This is a genomic window from Chlorogloeopsis sp. ULAP02, from assembly GCF_038404745.2.
Taxonomy (GTDB): Bacteria; Cyanobacteriota; Cyanobacteriia; order Cyanobacteriales; family Nostocaceae; genus Chlorogloeopsis.
Window position 1 is genome coordinate 94427 of the sequence record NZ_JAYKTT020000071.1, and the last position, 21465, is coordinate 115891.

General features: G+C 39.6%; 20 protein-coding genes, 1 tRNA gene and 1 CRISPR repeat array. Of the genes, 10 read left to right on the top strand and 11 right to left on the bottom strand.

Annotated elements, in window-relative coordinates:
* Positions 1 to 63: 63 nt before the first annotated feature.
* Positions 64 to 1020 (bottom strand): stage II sporulation protein M, encoded by a 957-nt coding sequence (locus tag U2718_RS25260; RefSeq protein WP_341995901.1) that lies wholly within the window; start codon positions 1018 to 1020, stop codon positions 64 to 66.
* Between the two features lie 79 nt (positions 1021 to 1099).
* Between U2718_RS25260 and U2718_RS25265 the strand changes: the two genes are divergently transcribed.
* Positions 1100 to 1954, top strand: coding sequence for a DUF975 domain-containing protein (locus tag U2718_RS25265; protein ID WP_341995899.1), 855 nt, complete (start codon positions 1100 to 1102; stop codon positions 1952 to 1954).
* Between the two features lie 21 nt (positions 1955 to 1975).
* Positions 1976 to 2767, top strand: coding sequence for an RDD family protein (locus U2718_RS25270; RefSeq protein ID WP_341995897.1), 792 nt, complete (start codon positions 1976 to 1978; stop codon positions 2765 to 2767).
* A gap of 123 nt (positions 2768 to 2890) precedes the next feature.
* Here the strand turns inward: U2718_RS25270 and U2718_RS25275 are convergent, their stop codons facing one another.
* Positions 2891 to 3685 carry a DUF1868 domain-containing protein gene (locus tag U2718_RS25275; protein ID WP_341995895.1) on the bottom strand — a complete coding sequence of 265 codons (795 nt, stop codon included), beginning with the start codon at positions 3683 to 3685 and terminating at the stop codon, positions 2891 to 2893.
* 279 nt (positions 3686 to 3964) lie between these two features.
* Between U2718_RS25275 and holA the strand changes: the two genes are divergently transcribed.
* The 6 genes from holA (at position 3965) to U2718_RS25305 (ending at position 8327) form a co-directional block, all read left to right on the top strand.
* A complete protein-coding gene (gene holA / locus U2718_RS25280; protein WP_341995892.1) occupies positions 3965 to 4954 on the top strand; it encodes a DNA polymerase III subunit delta in 990 nt (329 codons plus the stop codon).
* A gap of 131 nt (positions 4955 to 5085) precedes the next feature.
* Positions 5086 to 5577, top strand: a complete 492-nt coding sequence (locus U2718_RS25285; protein ID WP_341995890.1) for a DUF4168 domain-containing protein — start codon at positions 5086 to 5088, stop codon at positions 5575 to 5577.
* Between the two features lie 271 nt (positions 5578 to 5848).
* Positions 5849 to 6448, top strand: a complete 600-nt coding sequence (locus U2718_RS25290; RefSeq protein WP_341995887.1) for a tRNA-(ms[2]io[6]A)-hydroxylase — start codon at positions 5849 to 5851, stop codon at positions 6446 to 6448.
* Positions 6449 to 6595: 147 nt separating this feature from the next.
* Entirely contained in the window at positions 6596 to 7090 is a 495-nt protein-coding gene (locus tag U2718_RS25295) for a GNAT family N-acetyltransferase (RefSeq protein WP_341995886.1), read from the top strand.
* 22 nt (positions 7091 to 7112) lie between these two features.
* On the top strand, positions 7113 to 7784 hold the full coding sequence (locus tag U2718_RS25300) for a ComF family protein (protein WP_341995884.1): 672 nt from the start codon (positions 7113 to 7115) through the stop codon (positions 7782 to 7784).
* Positions 7785 to 7865: 81 nt separating this feature from the next.
* Complete coding sequence (locus tag U2718_RS25305; RefSeq protein ID WP_341996295.1) at positions 7866 to 8327, top strand: PPC domain-containing protein; 462 nt, start codon at positions 7866 to 7868, stop codon at positions 8325 to 8327.
* Positions 8328 to 8331: 4 nt separating this feature from the next.
* On the opposite strand, the gene cobS is transcribed toward U2718_RS25305, so the two are convergent.
* Complete coding sequence (gene cobS / locus U2718_RS25310; protein WP_341995882.1) at positions 8332 to 9108, bottom strand: adenosylcobinamide-GDP ribazoletransferase; 777 nt, start codon at positions 9106 to 9108, stop codon at positions 8332 to 8334.
* 448 nt (positions 9109 to 9556) lie between these two features.
* On the opposite strand from cobS, the gene U2718_RS25315 reads away from it, so the two are divergent.
* Positions 9557 to 10009, top strand: coding sequence for a hypothetical protein (locus U2718_RS25315; protein WP_341995880.1), 453 nt, complete (start codon positions 9557 to 9559; stop codon positions 10007 to 10009).
* Between the two features lie 329 nt (positions 10010 to 10338).
* Here the strand turns inward: U2718_RS25315 and U2718_RS25320 are convergent.
* From U2718_RS25320 to U2718_RS25345, 6 genes are all read right to left on the bottom strand, one after another.
* Positions 10339 to 10412: transfer RNA gene (locus U2718_RS25320), tRNA-Met, on the bottom strand.
* A 182-nt stretch (positions 10413 to 10594) separates the two neighbouring features.
* Entirely contained in the window at positions 10595 to 12904 is a 2310-nt protein-coding gene (locus tag U2718_RS25325) for a peptidoglycan DD-metalloendopeptidase family protein (protein ID WP_341995879.1), read from the bottom strand.
* Positions 12905 to 13727: 823 nt separating this feature from the next.
* Positions 13728 to 14198, bottom strand: coding sequence for a tRNA (cytidine(34)-2'-O)-methyltransferase (locus U2718_RS25330; protein WP_341995876.1), 471 nt, complete (start codon positions 14196 to 14198; stop codon positions 13728 to 13730).
* A gap of 270 nt (positions 14199 to 14468) precedes the next feature.
* On the bottom strand, positions 14469 to 15605 hold the full coding sequence (gene gshA, locus U2718_RS25335) for a glutamate--cysteine ligase (protein ID WP_341995874.1): 1137 nt from the start codon (positions 15603 to 15605) through the stop codon (positions 14469 to 14471).
* 63 nt (positions 15606 to 15668) lie between these two features.
* Complete coding sequence (locus tag U2718_RS25340; RefSeq protein ID WP_341995872.1) at positions 15669 to 16586, bottom strand: histone deacetylase; 918 nt, start codon at positions 16584 to 16586, stop codon at positions 15669 to 15671.
* Positions 16587 to 16636: 50 nt separating this feature from the next.
* Entirely contained in the window at positions 16637 to 16903 is a 267-nt protein-coding gene (locus tag U2718_RS25345) for a hypothetical protein (protein ID WP_341995871.1), read from the bottom strand.
* 209 nt (positions 16904 to 17112) lie between these two features.
* On the opposite strand from U2718_RS25345, the gene U2718_RS25350 reads away from it, so the two are divergent.
* Entirely contained in the window at positions 17113 to 18144 is a 1032-nt protein-coding gene (locus U2718_RS25350; protein WP_341996293.1) for a mechanosensitive ion channel family protein, read from the top strand.
* 112 nt (positions 18145 to 18256) lie between these two features.
* On the opposite strand, the gene U2718_RS25355 is transcribed toward U2718_RS25350, so the two are convergent.
* Positions 18257 to 20326 (bottom strand): S-layer homology domain-containing protein, encoded by a 2070-nt coding sequence (locus U2718_RS25355; RefSeq protein WP_341995868.1) that lies wholly within the window; start codon positions 20324 to 20326, stop codon positions 18257 to 18259.
* A 166-nt stretch (positions 20327 to 20492) separates the two neighbouring features.
* A complete protein-coding gene (locus U2718_RS25360) occupies positions 20493 to 20744 on the bottom strand; it encodes a hypothetical protein (protein ID WP_341995867.1) in 252 nt (83 codons plus the stop codon).
* Between the two features lie 131 nt (positions 20745 to 20875).
* Positions 20876 to 21419: a CRISPR direct-repeat array (repeat unit 37 nt; unit sequence GTTGAAATTCTAATTACTCCCTATTAGGGATTGAAAC).
* Positions 21420 to 21465 lie beyond the last annotated feature (46 nt).

Consider the following 21465-nt stretch of genomic DNA (forward strand, 5'->3'; position numbering starts at 1 on the left):
CGATTTCTAAAATATGATTTTTGCTTACCATTTCAATTCATTTCAAACGTAAATTTCAAAAAATTATCCTTTTTTTCTACGAATACAATAAGCAACCAAAAACACAAATAATCCCATCCCAAACAAATATTTAAAGGGTGTTGGCACGAGGGGATTAGGAGATATAAATCCTTCAATTATACCTGCAATAATCAACATAGGCACAATAGCAAACACTAACTGCACAGCCTGAGAACCATAGAACTTTAATGCGTCGGCACGGCGATACTTTCCAGGAAATAAAATTGCTTTTGCTAATAAAAATCCAGCACCACCAGCAAAAAAAATCGCTGGTAATTCTAAAGAACCGTGGGGAAATACAAACCCCCAAAACGGATAGGCAAGATTATTTTGTCCTACTAAAGTGCCGATCGCACCAATCATCAAGCCGTTAAATACCATTAAAAACGCTGTGTATAGCCCAGCCGTCATGCCACCAGCCACCGCAGCAAAAGATACCGACAGGTTATTCGTCATAATGTTGCTAGATGCCAGAGGTTCAATACCAACAATAGAACCCATCCACAATTCACGGCGATCGCGCACCCTAGTAATCAGACTTTCAGGCACAATCAGCGACATAAAACTGGGATCTTGCCAAGCATACCACCAAGCAACTAGCGCCCCCAGCATAAATAAAGCTGTAGCAAAAGCAATATATGGGAATGTTTTTTGGATTACAGTTGGTAATCCCCAGCGGTAAAAATTTAATACTGCATCCCATTCTTGTCGGCGCGAACCTTGGTATATTTGCGTATAGGCACGAGTTGTTAACGATTGTAAATTTTGTATCAATGTATCACCGAGTTGCTGAGTGCGAGCACGTGCCAAATCTGCCGATATCGAACGGTATAAGCTAGCTAAATCTTTGATTTGGGCAGCCTGCAAAGATTTAAGTCCTTTTTTTTCTACTTGTCTTAACAGTGCCTCCAGACGTTGCCAATTTGGTTCTCGTCGCGAAATCCAACGTTGAATATTCATAAATTTTGGGAACACTGAGTTTAAGTTAACTTAAGATAGCCTCAAGTTTACTACTGATATCACAGGAGCATAAGACATCATGTCTTTTAATCGGGGTTCTTATAGTTCTCTACAACCATTAAATATAGGTAATGTGGTTAGTACGGGATTTTTACTATATCGTTCTCACTTGAAGAAATATTTTTTACTTGCTCTCAAGGCTTATGTATGGCTTTTTGTTCCAATTTATGGCTGGGCAAAGTTTTTTGCCCTAACAGCTCTAATTTCCCGTTTAGCATTTGCCGAGTTGGTTAATCAACCCGAAAGCATTCCCTCTGGGCAGCGTTTTGTTAATTCTAGATTATGGCAGTATCTAATTACAATGCTGTTAATGTTACTTTTAGGTGTGGGAATTGTTATTGGTATTATAATTTTATTCTTAATTTTTAGTGTTTTATCAGCATTACTAGTTGGTGGAATAGGTCAACAAGCAAATCCAACTATATATAACATATTTGGTTTAATAGCTATTGTATTTATGTTTTTGATCATGGTAGCTATTTTATGGTTAATGACACGGTTTTATTTAGTGGAAGTTCCTCTTTCTATTGAAGATAATGTTAATAGCACCTCAACAATTACTAGAAGCTGGGAGTTAACTCAAGGTTATATATGGCGAATTCTGTCAATTTCACTAATTGGATTTTTAATTACAATACCTATTCAGATATTCGCGCAAATTATTAGCTTTATTCTCCAAGGAATTTTTGCACCCCTAATCAGACAAGAACCGATAATTTTTGGCTTGATTTTTTTTGTATTAACCATAATTTTAAGCTTTGGTAGTGGAGCACTTATTTTACCATTTTGGCAGGCTCTAAAAGCTGTTGTTTACTATGATATTAGAAGTCGAAAAGAAGGTTTAGGTTTAAAGTTACGCGACCACGATATTTAAATATCATTTGATTTGACTGCCATGCATATTTTTAATCGTATTAAATACCAAACTCCAGAAAGTGTAGAATTAGAATTTGTTTTAGCAGGAATAGGCAGTCGTGCATGGGCCTTACTAATTGATTATCATGTTTTGGCCTTAATTTTTATTACTTTTATAAGTGCATGGTTATTTATTTCAGTACAGCTCATAGATTGGTTAACAAATATTTTTAGCAGTGAGAAAGTTGGTATTTGGTTATACGCGATCGCTTTATTAGTTAATTATTTTATTTACACAGGATATTTTGTCTTCTTTGAGACAATATGGCAAGGGCAAACTCCTGGCAAACGCATAGCCAAAATTCGTGTTCTTAAAGACAACGGAAGTCCGATTGGATTGCAGCAAGCAGCGCTACGTGCTTTACTACGACCTATAGACGATACTTTATTTTTAGGTACATTTTTTATTATTTTTGGTCGTCGTGAAAAACGCGTGGGCGATTGGATAGCTGGTACAATTGTGATCCAAGCTCAACCACCTTCTATATCCACGACTTTTACTATTTCTGAACAGGCAAAGTCAATATGTCAAGAGTTGCTAGAAACAGCAAACTTATCAGCAATGTTACCTGATGACTTTGCCGTAATTCGTGAGTATTTACTTAGACGTAAAGGAATGTCACAAAAAGGTAGAGAGTCGGTAGCTCTGCAACTAGCCAAACAAGTTAAAAGTATTATTAATTTGGAAAAATTACCAGAAGCTATTAACCCTGATATATTTTTAGAAGCTATTTACCTTGCGTATCAACAATCTTCAAATTTTGGTCAATAGTTGATAGTCATTAGTTATTGAGCAAGAGTTATTTAATTAACAACTAGTACGGGCGGGCTTAGAAGATAAGTTGTCTATGCCGCAAGATCATCTACAAAACCCACCCCTACTAACCACTAACCACTAACTAAAATTTAAAAATGGCCAGTCTGGCTCACGATAATACCGTGTCATGTCATCAAATTTTCGTAGTTCAGCACGATTTACCACAAAATCTAACGAATTCATTAACCATTGTTGATTTATTTGTGAAAACACATTTACAAGGCGATCGCGATCTAATTCAAGAGGTACGTCTCCAAAATAGCCCAATGTAATGTGGGCAGTAAAATGGTACTGTTGTTCAATACCTAAACCAATTAATTGAGGATTTTGATAAATTGCCCGGCGTAAATTTACAACTTGCTCGTAAAATCTTTCTTCTTGAGGAACTAAACAAACACCCACAGCTCTTGGCATAATCATCAGCCCCAATGTTTGCCAGTGAATCGGAGCAGTAAAGCCTGTCAACGATTGTTGATACTGCTGGAAAATTTCGGTAAAGCAAGAGCGTAGCTGCTGTTCAAATTCAGGATTTTTGTCACAAGCGTCTCGAAAAGCGCTGTCCCAAATTAAATCTGCTAAGGTTAAATGAAAGCTAGCAGGTGGTACAGGTACAATCAGATTAGAACCAATAGGCAATTGCAAGAGTTCTTGTTGGTAGACCTCTAACTTGGCATAGAAATTAGAGTTTTCTGTTTCTTCTTCCCAAGGTGGAGTCATAACCGTATAACCAGGAAAAGGTGCAGCTTGTCTTGCCCCATCCGGTGTAGGCTGAAATTTAGAGGATTCCTGGATATGCTGGACTTGGGATTTGTACGCTTCTGGGAGCGTCATCCGTGCTACCCGGTTTAAGTATGTTTGATAGTTGTCGTCCAATCTTCATATCCTCATGTTCTTACGCTTATTGATTTTAGGCAAACTTATCCGCATTGATTGAGTGACTTAAAAAGTATTTAGCTTTTTGGTGTGAAGGAGAACATAAATTAAAAATTAACTGGTTTCGGTGAATAACCCCCACCGTCAGAGAGAGGATTGACGAAAAAACGCCGCCCTTAGTGGGAATATAAAATATAGATTGTACAGAATCTAATGCCCAAATTCGACACCCAGTAACTAGTCCCCAATCCCCAGATTCCCTTTTTATTGAGGTTCCCTATGCCAATCTATGTTTACTGGGGTGAGGATGATTTTGCGATTGAAAAAGCAATTACCGCTTTGCGCGATCGCATCCTCGATCCTTTGTGGACAAATTTCAACTATACCGTTTTTCCTCCAGAGCAATCTGATGCCGTTATTGCTGGTTTAAATCAAGCTATGACACCACCCTTTGGTGCTGGAGGACGCTTGGTATGGCTTGTAAATTCTACAATCTGCCAGCATTGTCCAGAAAATGTGTTATCAGAATTGACACGCACTTTGCCAATCATTCCCGAAGATTCGTTTTTATTGCTGACAAGCCGCGCCAAACCTGACGAAAGACTTAAATCTACAAAGCTTTTAAAAAAATTTGCTGCTGAATTCCGTGAATTCTCGCTCATCCCCCCTTGGAAAACAGAATTACTGCTGCAATCAGTTCAACAGGCTGCTCAAGTTGTAGGCGTAAAATTAACTTCTAAAGCTGCGCAGATGTTAGCAGAAGCTGTAGGTAATGATACGCGATTGCTGTACAATGAGCTAGAAAAAATACTGCTGTATGCTGGCAACAATAACAAACCACAAGATATAGACACCGTTGCCCAGTTAGTCAGAAATACTAGTCAAAATAGCTTGCAACTGGCAGCCGCCATCAAGACGGGGGATGTAGCCAAAGCTTTAGCAATCTTGGCAGATCTGATCAATGCTTGTGAGCCATCTTTGCGCATAGTTGCCACACTCATTGGTCAATTTCGTACCTGGTTATGGGTAAAGATGATTGTGGAAAGTGGTGAAAAAAACCCACAAGCGATCGCTCAAGCTGCTGAAGTCAGCAACCCCAAGCGTATCTACTTTTTACAACAAGAAGTCAAACTCCTTTCTGTAAAGCAACTAATTGCTTGTTTACCTTTACTACTAGAGTTAGAAGTTAGTTTAAAGCAAGGAGCAACTGAGATCTTAGCCCTGCAAACGAAAGTCATTGAACTTTGTCAAGTATGCCAAGGGAAATAATAAAAAAGACAGATGTGAGATAAAAGTTTTATTCAAAGAAGAAATTCAGTAAATTTCTGGAACTTCTCTCTTATAAAATAATTCATTGTGGTTAACAGAAGTCTCAGTATAGTTGTTTTGTACATAGCATAATGAACAGATCTGATTATCCTTTTCGCAAACCAAGCCTAGCTAAGATAATTTTTCACTCCTTACTTGTCGGTTCTCTTAGTATTGTTAGTTTGGGAGCTACTATGTTTGTATGGAATACAAAAGTGGATGCTCAAAGCCCATCACAAACTATCCCATCAGATAAAAATCCTGAAATAATTGGCTACTCTAGAGCTCTCATCAAAATCGAGTCAGCACGTCAACAAGCTTTTGAAAACATCAAGAAAATAATTGGGAATAGAGAAGTTCCTAAAATGACTTGTAACGATCCAAATAGTTTAAATAGCATTCCCAGTGAAGCTAGAGATATAGCAGTTAATTACTGTAATCGCTCCCAAGAGATAGTTAAAGAAAATGGTCTCACACCAGAGCAATTTAATAAAATTACTGTTGAATTACAAAATAATGAAGACTTAAAACGTCAAATTTATAATATGCTAATTCATTTGCAAAAAAATCCTAATGAGAAATAAATCAATTTACCATAAATTTACAAACTGTCCTTAGGAAACTTCCTCACATCTAGAAATATTTGGGACAGCAAATCTATGATGTAATTAACAACAAAATCAATTTTTGTATTATTTTGGATTTAAGCATAAATATAAATAAATGCAACTTTATACATAAATTTTAATTCCAACTCCTAGCTCCTATATACGCTCTCAATCTTAACGTAGCTATTCATCCGTAAATATCAATAGTACAAGATACGATATATCTGGAGTTTTCTAACATTTTGCCGTGCTTTCTTCTGTGTTGCCGACTATCAACATTTTGAAACAACCCACTAGTGCCAATTGGGTAGAGCAAGCTATATCAAATCTAGACACCATTCTCCTCGATCATGCTCAATGCGAACGTAAAGCTGCTGGTGTCGCTTTGAATTTGATATTTCGCTACCCCTCTAGTGCTCGGATGGTAAGGGAACTAACTAAAATTGCTCGTGAAGAACTAGAACACTTCGAGCAAGTAAATCAATGGCTGGAACGCCGAAATATACCTATGCGCTCCTTAACACCGCCTCCTTATGGTGCGGGTTTGAAAGCCCAAATTCGTCCTCAAGAACCTGATCGCTTTTTAGATTCCTTGCTTGTCAGTGGATTAATTGAAGCTCGCAGTCACGAACGCTTAGGCTTATTGGCTACTCACTGCCCTGAGCCAGAATTAGCAAGATTTTATGCGGGTTTGATGGCTTCAGAAGCGAGACACTTTGGTACATATTGGGTACTAGCTGATACTTATTTTGACCGTGAAATTGTCAAGCAACGCTTAGAGGAACTCGCGGTGATTGAAAGTGAATTACTGGCAAATTTGCATCCTGAACCGAGAATTCACAGTTAAGTGAGTCAATATAAATAAATAAATAAATAAATTAAAAACACAGATCCCCGACTTCTCGAAGAAGTCGGGGATCTTACAACTCTACTTAAAAACATAATGAGGAGATGGAGTTCTTTATTTAGGTGTTCATTATTTACTTGAGTTGGGATGAAAAAATATTACCAAGATTTTTTAATTCGTGACTGGCAGGAGTGCGATCGTATTCCCGCTGCGGAAGTGATTCGATCAGTATTATCAGAATATGGTTTGGGTTGGGAGCCAAACGGTGCAGATCAAGATGTACTGCAAGTCGAGGAATATTACTTAGCCACAGGGGGAGAGTTTTGGATAATTGAACACCAAAATAAACTGGTAGGCACGGGGGCATACTACCCGATCAAACGTAGCGAAAATGCTGTCGAAATCCGCAAAATGTATTTTTTACCCTCTGTTAGAGGTTTGGGACTTGGGAAATATTTGTTACAACAGCTAGAAGAGGCGATCGCCTCCCGTGGTTTTCTCTCAATCTGGATAGAAACTGCCAGCGTTTTAGCCCAAGCAGTTAAGTTGTATGAAAGCAACGGATATATATCGGCAACAGGTGTAGAAACAACTCGGTGCGATCGTGTCTACGTCAAATCCTTAATGACTAATTCCCCTTAGCCATATAGCTGTTGATAATGTTATGCAAGTCTGGAACAGAGCGATCGCATCTTTGCTAAATTTATTTCTCCAATCTGATTGCCCCTTATGTCAACGTTCCGCTCCAGAGGAATTTTGTCAAAACTGCACTCAAAAGTTACAAAAATTTCGTCTTCCTATCAATAGCAGTTTGAGACAAGACTGTGTGCCTATATTTGTTTGGGGAGCCTATGGTGGTATGCTCAAACGAGCCATCACCATCATGAAATACGAAAACCAGCCACAAATTGCTCGTCCTTTGGGTAAATGGTTAGGAGAAGCATGGTTATTACAACACGGATGCGATCGCAAACTAACAGTAGTTCCGATTCCACTCCATCCCCATAAACTAAAACAGCGTGGCTATAACCAAGCTACACTCATCGCCCAGAGCTTCTGCCAAATAACTGGATTAAAATTGAAACAGAATGGTTTAGAAAGAGTTAAAGCAACAGACGCACAGTTCGGCTTATCTGCATCTGAACGAGAAAGAAACTTAGTTGCAGCCTTTGAATTAGGGCAAGGCTTTTACCATCGTCCAGATGCTCAAGTTTTGTTAGTGGATGATATTTATACTACAGGTGCAACCGCCAGAGCCGCTGTGCAAACACTTCGTCAAAAAGGAATCGCAGTTTCTAGCTTAGTAGCAGTTGCTGCTGCTGTTAAAGATTGTTAACAAGGTGAACAAATAGCAATCTCTGCTAAACAAAACTATAATTGACCAAATTACGCTATTTTTGTGGAAACACTCTTGGGGATGTTAAGTAAAGCTTTCGCGGTGGGTTTGAAACAAACTATTTTCATTCCTACCTCTTTGCTGGTAATTGGCATGAGCTCAACAGCAGTTTTTGCCCAACTTAATAAGCTGTACAATCCAATTCCTTTGCCCAGCACTTATGAAGTTGCCGATACGCTATCAGATAAAGATATACCCACCGGTCAGGGTGGATTTGCTCGTGATTATATGGTGAAATTAAATAAGGGTGATAATTTAGCTATTGATCTTAGTTCTGATAACTTCGATAGCATTGTCACACTGCTAGGCCCAGATGGTACAACAGTAGCAGAAAACGATGATGGGCCTGATGGCAGCAGCAATTCTTTATTATTTACCCGTATTACCCAGGCAGGGATGTATATTGTCCGCGTCCGCTCTTTTGGCGAAACAGGTGTAGGAGCTTTCAAGTTAAAAGTTACACGATTGCAGCCAGTTAAATAGTAACCTAAAAAATAGTGGTCAATACGCACAAGAACAAAGCTTCAGTCCACTCTACAACTGCACCATATGTATCGCCTGTATGCCCACCTAGTTTGTGATTGAACCAAGCACCAACGCTGAGGGCGATCGCACTACCTGCAATTACTATTACCAAACTTTCAAATAATTTACTTCGCTCCATTAAAATTGGCCAAATACTCAAGCCCACCAAAAATAACAGTGTTGGCAACCAATCTCGATCAGAACGAATAGCTTGTTTGTGAAATGCTCCCTTGCCAGTCGGTTTTAAGTAAGGGTAGCGAATAATCGCCAGCACTTGCCCCCAACGCCCCCAACCCATTGCTGCACTCAAAACCAACCAACGGTTTTCCTGTAAATCAGTTAATGCCACTGTTTTGAGTAGCACTAAAGCGATTGCTACCATTGCCCCAAAGGCACCTGTGGCACTATCTGCCATTACCTCTAATCTTCGCTTCGGATCACCCACTGCCAACCCATCAGCAGTATCCATTGCCCCATCCAAGTGCAATCCTCCAGTCATGGCAATCCAAACACAAACTACTAAAGCACTGCGAGTCAGTATTGTCATGCCCACATAATGCATTAGAGCATCAAATAGCCCTAAAATTACTCCAACCATTGCCCCTACCACTGGTGCAAGTCGCGCCACCCCTTGAAAGTTGAAAGCATCTATATATGGCAGTGGAATAGTTGTATAGAAGGTGATAGATGCTCCTAAATCTAACACTAGTTGTTTCCACCACTGACATTTATTTGTCATGTTAGTTACGCTAATGCAAAGTAGAGATGCGATGAATTACACCTGTACAATAGTCTAGAATTCTAAAGTGAAATATGCACTTTAAAATCCTGAGTTTGCAAAACTGAGTTGTAAAGATGTTGCTGATCATTTCTTTACATATATTTACGTTCTGACTAAAAAATTTAAATAAGATTTAATGAGACTACAAACTTCACCATAAAATTTTGCTATGCTAAAAGTTCAATTCCTATTAAAAATAAGTATAAATGATTACTTAAATAAGATTACGTAAGTACAATTTCGTTAGTGGCACTTCTATAGTGTTTTCTTAGTGAAATAATTTAATAATTTATTGCAGTTGATCAGGCGATCGCCCTACAAAGTTGATAATAAATGGAAGGGACGAGAAAGCGGCGAAATCGACTGTTTAGTCTTGTTCCATCTGCGCTCGTAAAGTAATTTGATTATGAGTCATCATCTACCCGAAAGTCAGATCCCAGCTCCATGCATCATCAACACAGGTGTAGTTGTAAATAAGTTGGATATGCGGCGATTGCTAGCCGATTTAGGTCGTGTCCGCTATATCTACACCCAAGATGGTGAATTGCGGAGCGAGGGTGAAGGAGATGTGATGGAAGTGTTTGCCAACCCACGGCGTTCAACCTTAGTGGCTAACCATACTCTATATCTCAATCTTTATAGTTTTGATTACCTAGAATTAAAACAGCTACCAGAACAAGAAACCTGCTTCGATTTAGTACAAGAAGGAAACTGTCTGCGATTAATTCCTCTTTCTACTCCTATGCAAGAACGACAGGAGCGTTCGTTAAATGTTAGTGCCATAGAAGCGATGATGGAGCAGGTTCTTTCAGCTAGATGGGATGCAGAAATTGATGACGACTCTTCCGAGCCATTTTGAACTGATATAAAATATTTCTGCACAAAAACTCAATACCTTGAACAAAATCCAATACCGTTCTGGGATGCTGCTATGCTATGGATAGGCGATTTGGATGGTTACTAGCAAAAAGCACCACTTTTTATCTTCATAAGGAGTAGGGGCTACACAACCAGCCCGTCACAACTCCGCTCAAGTTAAAAGTTACGAGGCTATTTTCAGTAGCGATCGCGGTTCAGGTATATCACCTGTGAATATTTCTTTAGATCTCTAATCACAAGCACTTCTTAAAGAGACAAGGCTTTTAAACCTAGTGTTCCCGGACGCTTCATAAAATATTTTTGCTTGAATGGCTCAGGTGTGATTCGAACACACGGCCTAGGGCTTATGAGTCCCCCGCTCTAACCTACTGAGCTACTGAGCCAAACTTTTCTCACCGATTTTTAAATATAGCACACAAGTTTTGTCATGGCTAGTCTCATACATAAATTTGTTGTATTCAAAACAAAGAACTCATCAGCAAAAGTTTCTTAACTAAAAAGCAAATGAGGGAGATAAAGCTCCCTCAAACACCAGAGAAACATTTAGTTAACAAAGAAAAAAGAACTAGAGCCGCTCTTGTGGTAAATAAGCAATCGGATTAACAGCTCCCTTGCCTGAGGAATGAACTTCAAAATGTAAATGAGGCCCAGTACTAAAGCCAGTGCTACCCATTAAGGAAATAGGTTGACCTTGCTGTACTTGTTGTCCAGCCCGTACTAGAACCTTGCTATTGTGAGCATAGCGTGTTAAGGTTCCATCACCATGACGGATATCGACAAGATTGCCATAGCCACCAGGATTCCATCCTGCTTTTTCCACTACACCAGCCGCTGCTGCAACAATTTGTGTGCCAGTTCCGTTAGCTATGTCAATACCTTTGTGCATCCGTCCCCAACGCCAACCATAGCCAGAAGTAAGAACACCTTTTGTTGGCCAAATATAGCCTGTGGATGTCGGTGTAATTTCCTCGATCGGTTTAGGCAGGTATATGTCAACTGAGGCTAGAGGTGGTAATTCTGGAGAAACTTTGGTTCCTCGTCTTACGCCAAGAGAGCGAGAGGCATCTACATCCACAGAAGGTGTTGCTACCTTGGTACCTCGGTTAGACTGGAACTCAGGATTAATTGGTTCGTTAGTTGGTTGGGTAGCGCGAAAAGAAGGCTTAATCGGCTCTGGTTGATTAGATGCCCTAACCTGAGGGACAGGAATTGATACTGACCTTTGAATTAAAGGTGCAGCTACATGATTCGGTGTAGCAACTGGAATTGGTACTGATAAATTCTCACTCGGTTTAGATGGAGAGCTTTGGAAAGCAGCAGTATCAGTGGTATTTTCTGTAACTGTTGAATTACCAGATTGTTGAGAGCGGTATTTGGCTCGTAGTTTTTCGATTTCTGCTTGTAAGCTGCGTAAACCTTGATTACTTTTAGTGTTTGTGATTGTGGTGCTATCTTCTTGTTTAGCTAGCCGTGTCTGGTTTGTAACTTTCGGTAGGGGAGTATCACCACCTATGCCCGCAGTATTACTAGTATTGATGACAACTGGGGCTGCAACATTGGTGGGAGTTGGCTCTGGATTCATCGAAATCTGGCTACTGGTTTGTTGCCAAACTCCAATCATCGGAACATTTTTGTTAGCAATAACTGAACTCGTATTTGTATTGACAACCTTGGAAGTGCTATTCCAATTAAAAGTTGGGGAATAAGGTGTGACTGCTGTTTGAGTTGAAGTATTTTTTACTGGAATTTGAGGAATAATCAGCTTTTGATCAACCAGTAGTTGATTGGGATCTGTAAGATTATTGGCTTTAACTAGTTCTGAGATTGAAGTGCCGTATGCTCTGGCGATCGCTGCTAACGTATCCCCACGTTTGACTTTATATTTTGCTGTAGTGGATAGCGCTACAAGTGTTGGTGAAGCTGCCGTTGGCTCTAAAACTGGTGTTGCAGGTATTGGTGAAGCTACTGTTGACTCTAAAGTCGGTGTTGTCAGTGTGGGTACAACTGCTGCTGGCGCTGTTGCTGAATTAGATAGATTCGTTGCAGTTGCTCGCTTTAATTTAGATATCAGATTAGCTTTTTTAGAATCTGTTTCTGACTGTAGTGTAAAAGTATTGCTTGTATTGTCTTGTGACGAGTTTTCTAGCGCACTTGCTGATGGAACTGTATTTGCAGCAATCTGTGAGAACCCCTGAGTCTGATTAGAGCGCAATTGTGTCAAACTTGCTCTTAATCGATTCGATTTTTCTTGTAAACGGTAGAGCGCAAACTCTTGTTGTGCTTTTAGTTGAGCATTGACTTCACTGCTAACCGCATCTGTTGTAGTTAAAATTTGTGGTTGAACAGCAGGCAAGGTAGTTTGATTCGCATCAACACCGTAAGCCCTAGAGAGTTTCTCTACTGTTTGCAGTTGTTTTTTGACTGTTTGTGCATTCGCGTTTTCTGAAGAAGCACCTTGTTTTACTGCTAATGGTGCAGTAACTTGTACAGGTTGCCATTGTGCACCAAATCCAGGTACTTGTGAAGCGGCTTTTGGCTCAACAAAGACAGGATTTTCAGGCTTGCCTGTCAAAGAAGCAGTTTTAGACTCCCAACGAGTTGCGGAAGCAAGTTTTACCTCTGACTCCGCAAGAGCAGGAATTGTTGAGGCTGTATTTTGGTTGCCTACAGGTTCTGCTGCAAGGGCTCGATCGCTTTGTCGAGTCACCAAAAGGCTGGTTGCTCCCATTGAGATTGCCAAACCAATCATGGCGGCTTTTGTCGGTACACGGTGATGATTACGTGGATTAACTACGTTCTGGTGTTCCACCGGTACATCCTCGCTTTGGGCGTTTTCTAGCACAGCCTTCTCTTTTTTCTTTAATGCTCGTTTCAAAGACGACCTCCTATGATCACTAGCGCTTAACTGACCTCAATATTTAGGTCGGATACTAGTCAATGATTTAGATCACATCGAACTGTAGATCAAGATCACACTCTCCAGAGATACTTAGGCAAGATTAACTTGCTTCTGTAATTTAGACAAGTTTACATCTTTTAAATTTGGTAAAAATGAAATTTTGCCGTTTACTTGTCTATTACTCCTCATAACCTTTGACAGTCGTTACCGTGATTTTTTCACTGAATCTTGCTTCAAAAACTATGGCTGATAAACATAATATATTTAACCAAGCCTTCATAATCTGCAAGTATTTCTCCTGTCAGGGTTTCTAAAAGAGCTTTTTCCCTTGCTATAGACATTTTCAAGGTTTTTTCACTCAATCTGCAACCCAACACGAGACTTTAAGTTGATTATTCCCTAAAAAATCACCGTAATAACTTCCATGCAATTTTCATGATTATGAAAAGTCAACGAGCTACAAATGCATTCAAATGGTTGTTATGACAGACTTACAGTTTTTTTGTTCCCTCCAGGAAAAGAATTAGATTCACGAAAATCTATCGTTGGGTGTGACCTTAACCTAGTTTTTAATATACAAATTTCTTATATTATCCTACTCGCCATCTAAGTATTTTTGACTACATTTTGCTAAAAATTTAAAATTTAGGTGAATTAGGTGTAGGAATATAATTGCGTTTACGGCATGATTCAGAAGGAAATTTTACTTGCAAAAAGAACTTAGAACATCGAATCTGTTCAGCTTTTCTAGGCAATAATACCTAGAGTATTATTTAACGTACCCTTTCTTTGTGAGCACTTATTGAACTTTTTGGAAATCGCCCAACTGACGCCGTGCTTCAAACAAGCCTACTGCTACGCTGACTGAAAGATTTAAGCTGCGTACCTTGGGTTGGCTCATTGGAATGTAGAGAGTGGCATCACAAGCCGAGAGAACGCTTGGTGGTAAACCTGTAGTTTCACTGCCAAATAGTAACCAGTCGTTTGCTTGAAACTCAAAGCTGGTGTAGTCAAAGCTTCCCTTCACACTAAATCCTAGCCATCTTCCCCCAAGTTGCTGGTGTACGATTTTAAAGGCTTCAACAGATTCGTGATAGTGCAGCTTGACATAAGGCCAGTAATCTAAGCCAGCTCTTTTAAGATAGCGATCGCTAATTTCAAATCCTAAAGGCCCTACTAAATGTAATTCTGTACCCGTTGCAGCGCAAGTACGAGCGATGTTACCTGTATTTGGAGGGATTTGGGGATTAACTAAAACTACCTGAGGCATTTTCTGGACAACTTTATCAGAACTTTAAAAATAAAGTATATTTTTTTACAACTGAATCTAAGTAAATTAGTAGTTGATATAGAATTTTTTAATATTTATCAAATTACTATAATTGATTAGAAAATTAAAATAAACAATAAATTCCTACTTAAAGGTGAATTTGAGAATAATGATGCATTCTGTCTAAGAAAAGCAAACTTTTCTGTCTCATAGCAGTTGAAATTCTCTCCAGAAAAATCTACCACTTTCCTGGAGATATCAAATACGGTGTTATGCCACCAAGCTAGAACACAATTTGTCTGCTAGCTCCATTTCCCGCTCTTGAGTAGCACTAATAGCCTGGATAATCGTGTTACGAACACTAAAACCAACTTTGTGTAGTTGCAGCCACTGCTGGGCTTCATTACCTTCACGGAGAATTTTTTGCAGAGGCGACAGAAAACAACTAAAACCTTGTTGCTTGGCTAGTGTCCACACTTCCTGATAAAGTTCCTCAATCCAATCTCTAGCAACAATGGTTCTTCCGTCTTGCCAATGCAATAGTTGAGCATCAAGGCTTGAAGTTGCTGCTGCGATTTCGTTGGCAGTGGTAAGAGAGATGAGTTCCTCATTAGAGAAACTGCTTTGGGTTAACGGATCAAGTTTTGGATTTTCTGAGAGTTGCAACAGACGTGCTTCTAGTAAGGCAGTGATTGCCAACAACGCAATTGGATCTGTAACTAAATCACAAATTCGCAATTCAAGCCGATTTAAATCGTAAGGGCGGCGATCGCCATTTGGTCGTACAGATGTCCATAAATGACGAACATTTTGCATTGTTCCTGCTACGAGTTGCTGTTCTACCCATTCAATATGGTGTGCATGGCTTTCAAATAATGGAACGTAAGCAGGAGTATGGGGAAAGACACGCCAACGAGTGGAATGGTAGCCTGTGGCTTTGCTATCTAAGAAAGGAGAAGAGGCACTAAGGGCGAGGAATAATGGTGCTTCCACCCGAATTAACCGACAAGCCCGCATTAACAACTCAGGATCGCTAATACCAATATTGATGTGAACGCTGGCAGTGACTACTTTAGTGCCGTAGGTATTCTCTATATAGTCGTGATAGGGATTTGTGGGATCGGAGCGAAAAAAGCGATCGCTACCACCCAAAGATAGAGTACTACCTGGAATTAAAGTATAGTTGCCTAACTGTTTCAGATATTCTCGCAATTTGAGGCGAGGACGCACTAAGGCACACAATAACTGTTCATAATTGCTGATTGGTGCGGTTGTGTATTCTACATTTCGGCTATCTGGTTCCCGCACATACCCATCTAAAGAGGCGGTAATCTTGTCGGAGAGACCGACTATATCACCATTAGGTGTGCCTGTGTACATCTCAATCTCAAAGCCTTTCAATAGCACCTTATTCTTTCTCCTCGGCTCTCCTTATTTATAAATTGTATCGAAGGAGACGACTTTAGTGCTTCACAATCGAAATTGTTGATAAACTTCACTCGCCGCTCGGTGTAGGAGAGAGTGGCGATAGACTAGTGCATTGAGATCCTCAGCATAACCACCACCGATCACACAGGCAACGGGAATGCCAGCTGCAACACAGGTACTCAAAACCTGCATTTCCCGCCGATAAATGCCAGTATCTGTGAGGGCTAATTTGCCGAGGCGATCGCCAATATGGGGATCGACACCCGCATCATAAAAAACTAAATCTGGTTTGACATCCGACAATAAATCTGGCAAGTAATCTGCCAAAGTTTGTAAATAGGCATCATCTTCCATTCCCACCGGGAGAGGAACATCTAAATCGCTTTTTTGCTTAGTACCAGGAAAGTTTACTTCACAGTGCATTGAAAAGGTGAAAACACTATCGTCACCTTGAAAAATAAAAGCGGTGCCATCCCCTTGATGAACATCCAAATCTACGATGAGAACTTTTCGGACTAACCCAAATTTTTGCAAGGCACGGGAGGCAATAGCTAAATCGTTGAAAATACAAAAACCAGAACCATAACTAGGAAAAGCGTGATGCGTACCACCAGCAGTATTGCAAGCTAAACCATGACTAAGTGCGAGTTGGGCTGTCAGGATTGTACCACCTACTGCCACACAGGTACGATTCACTAATAGCGGACTCCAAGGCAAACCAATCCGGCGTTGTGCTTTTGGAGTTAAGGTTCCGTCATAGTAAGCTTGAACATACTCTGGCGTGTGAATTAATTCGATTAGCTTTTGTTCTGGGCGTAGAGGAATGCGAAATTGGTGAGGAGAAGCCACTCCATCTGTTAACAATAGTTCATAGAGTTGCCGGAACTTGGGCATAGGAAAACGGTGTCCTTCTGGCAAAGGAGCAATGTAATCTGGATGATAAACCAGCGGTAAATCCATTGTTCGGCTATTAGCTATTTCTTAACCCATTCGGTATTTTAAGCAGTTTTTTAGAATCTGCGATCGCGCTGTAAATCATAAATAACTTTTTCTAAGTACCAGTTATCTGATTTACCCGGATGTAATTGCCGTTGATGCTTGAGTAGGCGCTTGGCTGTAGATACATCACCACCAAGGAGAGTGAGTAGCTCTTTTTGCAATTGCCTATTTTTAGGATCGCTCAAGTATGAGAGACTTTTCCCCCGTAATCGATTGCAAAAAAGTATGACTGCTAAAACAACAATCACCAAAATCACAAAGATAAAAATGCTTTTCATACATAATCAACTCAGGAACACTTTCCGCTTGATATAGAGACTTGATATAGAGAGATTTTAGAAGCGTAAGGTGGGCATTGTTCACAACTTAAAAATAAGGGTTTGAGGAAAGTTGACAATGCCCTTACTACAAAAATTACTAAAAAGTTAATTTAAAGATGTAATATCAACTAAAGTCTTTCATTTAAAGTTCCACGTTACTCATGAATATGATGGAAATAATTTTGCCAGTTGTGTTTATCATGGCTGGTGTAATTGCTGGAATTATTGGTGAAAAAATAATTTTCAGTAAGCTGAGAAAATTTGTGAGCAGGAGAAAGATTCCAGGAAGTGAAATCATCTTTAGCTCTCTGTATCGAATGACATTTCTTTGGTTAACACTAGCTGGCTGTTTTGGAGCCACTCTGAGTTATCCTTTAAATACCAATATTTCAGAAGTAATTAAAAAAGTTCTTACTATAGTTTTTCTCTATTCAGTCGTTTTAGTTTTTGCAAAACTAACTGCTGGTTTTGTTAATTTATTTTTGCAAAGAACAGAAGGAGTATCAGCATCATTATTTTCTAATATCACTAAAATAGCAGTTTTAATTTTTGGAATCTTAGTTATATTACAAACAGTAGGAATTCAAATTACCCCTTTAATTACTACTTTAGGTATTGGTGGACTTGCTGTTGGTTTGGCACTTCAAGACACATTAGCTAATTTATTTTCTGGTGTATATTTAATTATTTCTAAACAAGTTAAAACTGGAGATTACGTTAAATTAGATGGTGGTTACGAAGGTTATATTACAGATATTACCTGGCGAAATACAACAATCAAAGAGCTTTCAAACAACGTAATTATTGTACCTAACTCTAAGCTGGGAACTTCCATTTTCACTAACTATCATTTACCAGTTAAAGAAATTACCTTAACTCTAAATGTTGGTGTTAGTTATGATAGTGATTTGGATAAAGTTGAAAGAGTTACTTTAGAAGTAGCACAAGAGGTAATGCAAGAAATTGCACCAGGTTTAATGAACAATCAACCTTATATGAGATTTCATACTTTTGGTGACTTTAGTATAAATTATACTCTTTATATGCGTGTTAATGAATTCTTTGAACAGCGCCTTGCCAAGCATCTCTTAGTTAAGAAATTACATAAACGCTATCAGCAAGAAAGAATCGAAATTCCTTTTCCGATTAGAGATGTTTATGTTCAAAATAATGGCAATAAGGTTATCAATCAGGATTAACTCTTAAAAACATGTCCGCAGGTTGGAAGCCTGGAGCAATAATTACAAATAGTCAGAACAATTTTTGTCGGATGGGTAGAGTGCAAGCTTACCCATCATAAATTGCATTTAGTTACTTACGCCCTGGTGTACGTCCACCTTCATCATTGCTACCACCATGCGGACGAGATTTGCCAGGATCGCACCCTTCAGCACCGTTACCAATTCCTTGGTTACAATTACGTCTTCTGATTTTGGTATCGTCGTCATCATCGTCATCGTCGTCATCATCATCGTTATCAATATTCCTAAATCCGGCGTCTTTACCTTCGACAGTATACCGAGAGGATATATCCATAACTTCGCCAGTGCTGACTAATGCTTTATATAACAAAGCACACACTTCCGCTCTGGTTGCTACTTTCTCGGTATTGAGAGTCTGAACATCAGGATAATTGGCAACAATACCCCTTTCTGTAAGTGCAGCGATCGCACTGCGGACATCGCTGCGAATCATAGCAGCATCACTGTAAGTAGCTAAAATTGTCTCTGTAGAACCACTAACACTGTAATTTAGTCCTTGAGCAAAGCCTAGCAAAACTTCCAAGCGAGATAAGGCTTCATTAGGATTGAGCTGATTACCATAAGTTCTTAAAAAGCCCATTTGATAAGCTTCCCGGATCGCATTATAAGCCCAAAAAGCTGTGGAGACGTCCTTGAATGACATTGCGCTACGAACTTTTACCCTGTCAAAGGCTTGACTAATCATTGCTGCAAATTGAGCGCGAGTTAGTTGCTCATCAGGGCGAAAACTTCCATCGGGAAAACCTTCGATAATTTCTAACGCCGCCAATTCAGCAATAAAATCTTTCGCCCAGTGATCTGAATAAACATCAGTAAACTTTACCTTGATACTAGGAGCTACACCTACCTCTCGATAAGCCATCATTAACTGAGTGATATCGTAAGTAGAACTACCGTCATCATTAACTTCAGTCACTTGTACCAAACTGCCAGGAGTAGCTTGCAAAGCCTGTGCAAGATTGGAATTTGTAACGCTCATAGACTGACGAACTAAAGCAAACTCACTTTTAGTCAAAGAGGTAGGATAAACACTACTTGCGGCTACTGCTGACAAGCCTTGAATTTGGAACTGGTTAACTTGAACTTCTCTAGAACTACTAAGGAAACTAACACGCTGACCACTAACTTGCGTAAAGTAGTCATAAGTAGTAGCACCTTCATCAATCCTGCCATCAAAGTCAGTATCAAGACCATAAACTGTACGGATGACTTTATATTCTGTGGGGTTCGCCGACAAAATTAAATTTACCATCGTGTTTGCCGACAAGCACTCAAATTCACTGTAACCAAGAAAGCGATTTTGCAAATCGTACAAGCGCACAACAACGCGATCGCCTGCTTTTAACCCCCTTACAAATTTCGCTTTGTGCTTCATTTTGTATTTATAGTCGCCCAAAAACCGCTCTTTGGCATAGCCTTTACCACGTTTGGTTTTAACAGAAATACGGCTAATAACTTCCGAGAAGTTACCGGATGGTTGCAAGATCGCGAGAGTGAAACCTGGTTTTTTAGTTTTAACTGCAACAGTAGCCGCACTAATCTGAGTGCTGCCTTGTCTGTTTGCAATACCCATAGCACTTGTTTGGCTACTACGTTGATGTAAGGTTGCAGTTCGGCGCTGCCTGGTGGTACGACTGCCGCTTTGCTGAGTCAAAGATTGTACTTTTGCCATCATAGCGCTAGCTACTTGCGATGACTCTTCATCCAGTATGGCTAACGTTCCAGCCTCGTCTGTACGATACACCCACATCTGCCTACTGCTCGCTACGACAACTTGCCAACCAGGTACTAAAGGCTTAGAACAAATCCCATTTCCTTTCAAACCCAAACAACCATCAGGCCAAGTTATCTTTTCTGCCTTTACAATCCGTAAAGTAGAAATTCCTAAGTTTGTGCGCTGGGTAATATCTTGTAGAACAGCAGTTTTGACAATTTCTGGCGCGTTGTTTCCTGCGTAGTCACTAACAGACTGATCGGCTAAAAGTTGCTCTGTGGAATTAGTCGGTTTTAGCTCGATAGCGTCAGGAACTACTGATGCAGCTAATGCTGGTGCCATTTGCGAAACAATAGCTACACAACTAGCAATAGAAGTTACTTTACTGAAAATAACCGAGTTCATGTAATTTTTGTATCTCATCTCACACCGTACCAATTAGGTAAAAATGAAACAGGCCTAAATAAACCCTTACCTATTAATCCCTTCGTACGAACATAAAATGATGTACTTAAGAAAACTTCATGATAAATATTACGTAAATACTCTAAGTAGTAATAAAAATTATTTTTTACTCTTCCATCTGAAAAGCGATCGCATCTGAACAATCTGATGAAGCAGGATGCCGAGTAGTATTAGCTTTTGCTTTTTGTTTGCCTAGTGTTTTGCTAAAGTCAAATTTATCGGTAATAAACAATCGCGCGATCGCATCATTTGCTTGACTAAATGCGCGGATGGGTAGGTGTTGGAAAATCGGTTCCAGAAAAAATCGCTGGATTGCTTTTGCAATCAGGCAGTTGGGCGATCGCACTACCTCAACCATCCGCGCTCCTTGCCCAGAGTGGATTTGAGCGATTTATACCCTACTCAATCCAAATTTTTCATGCTATGATTGCCCCATCCGCGCAAACGAACCTTGAAAACTTAATATTGACTGGCTTTGGGGCTGCCGCTGTTGAAATTCTAATTACTCCCTATTAGGGATTGAAACGGCTCTAATCATAGCTATCGCTTTCTCTCTAGTGCGTTGAAATTCTAATTACTCCCTATTAGGGATTGAAACTAGCACCGTGGCAAAGCTTTGTGAGGTACTTGAGTGTTGAAATTCTAATTACTCCCTATTAGGGATTGAAACTAAACACCTCGATAAGGAGATAAAACCTCTTTAATCGTTGAAATTCTAATTACTCCCTATTAGGGATTGAAACAGATCCTCCAGATCAGAACCACCAGTGATTGCCTGAGGTTGAAATTCTAATTACTCCCTATTAGGGATTGAAACATTCTCTAGCAACTTAATATTTATTTGTCTGATTGCGTTGAAATTCTAATTACTCCCTATTAGGGATTGAAACGGCTCTTTATTCTCTGATTCTGATTTCATATTAGCGTTGAAATTCTAATTACTCCCTATTAGGGATTGAAACTGCGGCACATCAAAATAATCAACAGTTCTCCCTGGTTGAAATTCTAATTACTCCCTATTAGGGATTGAAACATCGCTTTACAGAAGTTGGTAACGACTTTCTAAAATCGTTGAAATT

What these genes read in the sequence shown, in the direction of transcription:
- U2718_RS25260 (WP_341995901.1), bottom strand. Translation starts at nt 1,020, where the DNA reads ATGAATATTCAACGTTGGATTTCGCGACGAGAACCAAATTGGCAACGT.
- U2718_RS25265 (WP_341995899.1), top strand. Translation starts at nt 1,100, where the DNA reads ATGTCTTTTAATCGGGGTTCTTATAGTTCTCTACAACCATTAAATATA.
- U2718_RS25270 (WP_341995897.1), top strand. Translation starts at nt 1,976, where the DNA reads ATGCATATTTTTAATCGTATTAAATACCAAACTCCAGAAAGTGTAGAA.
- holA (WP_341995892.1), top strand. Translation starts at nt 3,965, where the DNA reads ATGCCAATCTATGTTTACTGGGGTGAGGATGATTTTGCGATTGAAAAA.
- U2718_RS25285 (WP_341995890.1), top strand. Translation starts at nt 5,086, where the DNA reads ATGAACAGATCTGATTATCCTTTTCGCAAACCAAGCCTAGCTAAGATA.
- U2718_RS25295 (WP_341995886.1), top strand. Translation starts at nt 6,596, where the DNA reads ATGAAAAAATATTACCAAGATTTTTTAATTCGTGACTGGCAGGAGTGC.
- U2718_RS25300 (WP_341995884.1), top strand. Translation starts at nt 7,113, where the DNA reads ATGCAAGTCTGGAACAGAGCGATCGCATCTTTGCTAAATTTATTTCTC.
- U2718_RS25305 (WP_341996295.1), top strand. Translation starts at nt 7,866, where the DNA reads ATGTTAAGTAAAGCTTTCGCGGTGGGTTTGAAACAAACTATTTTCATT.
- cobS (WP_341995882.1), bottom strand. Translation starts at nt 9,108, where the DNA reads ATGACAAATAAATGTCAGTGGTGGAAACAACTAGTGTTAGATTTAGGA.
- U2718_RS25315 (WP_341995880.1), top strand. Translation starts at nt 9,557, where the DNA reads ATGAGTCATCATCTACCCGAAAGTCAGATCCCAGCTCCATGCATCATC.
- U2718_RS25330 (WP_341995876.1), bottom strand. Translation starts at nt 14,198, where the DNA reads ATGCCTCAGGTAGTTTTAGTTAATCCCCAAATCCCTCCAAATACAGGT.
- U2718_RS25340 (WP_341995872.1), bottom strand. Translation starts at nt 16,586, where the DNA reads ATGGATTTACCGCTGGTTTATCATCCAGATTACATTGCTCCTTTGCCA.
- U2718_RS25345 (WP_341995871.1), bottom strand. Translation starts at nt 16,903, where the DNA reads ATGAAAAGCATTTTTATCTTTGTGATTTTGGTGATTGTTGTTTTAGCA.
- U2718_RS25350 (WP_341996293.1), top strand. Translation starts at nt 17,113, where the DNA reads ATGATGGAAATAATTTTGCCAGTTGTGTTTATCATGGCTGGTGTAATT.
- U2718_RS25355 (WP_341995868.1), bottom strand. Translation starts at nt 20,326, where the DNA reads ATGAACTCGGTTATTTTCAGTAAAGTAACTTCTATTGCTAGTTGTGTA.
- U2718_RS25360 (WP_341995867.1), bottom strand. Translation starts at nt 20,744, where the DNA reads ATGGTTGAGGTAGTGCGATCGCCCAACTGCCTGATTGCAAAAGCAATC.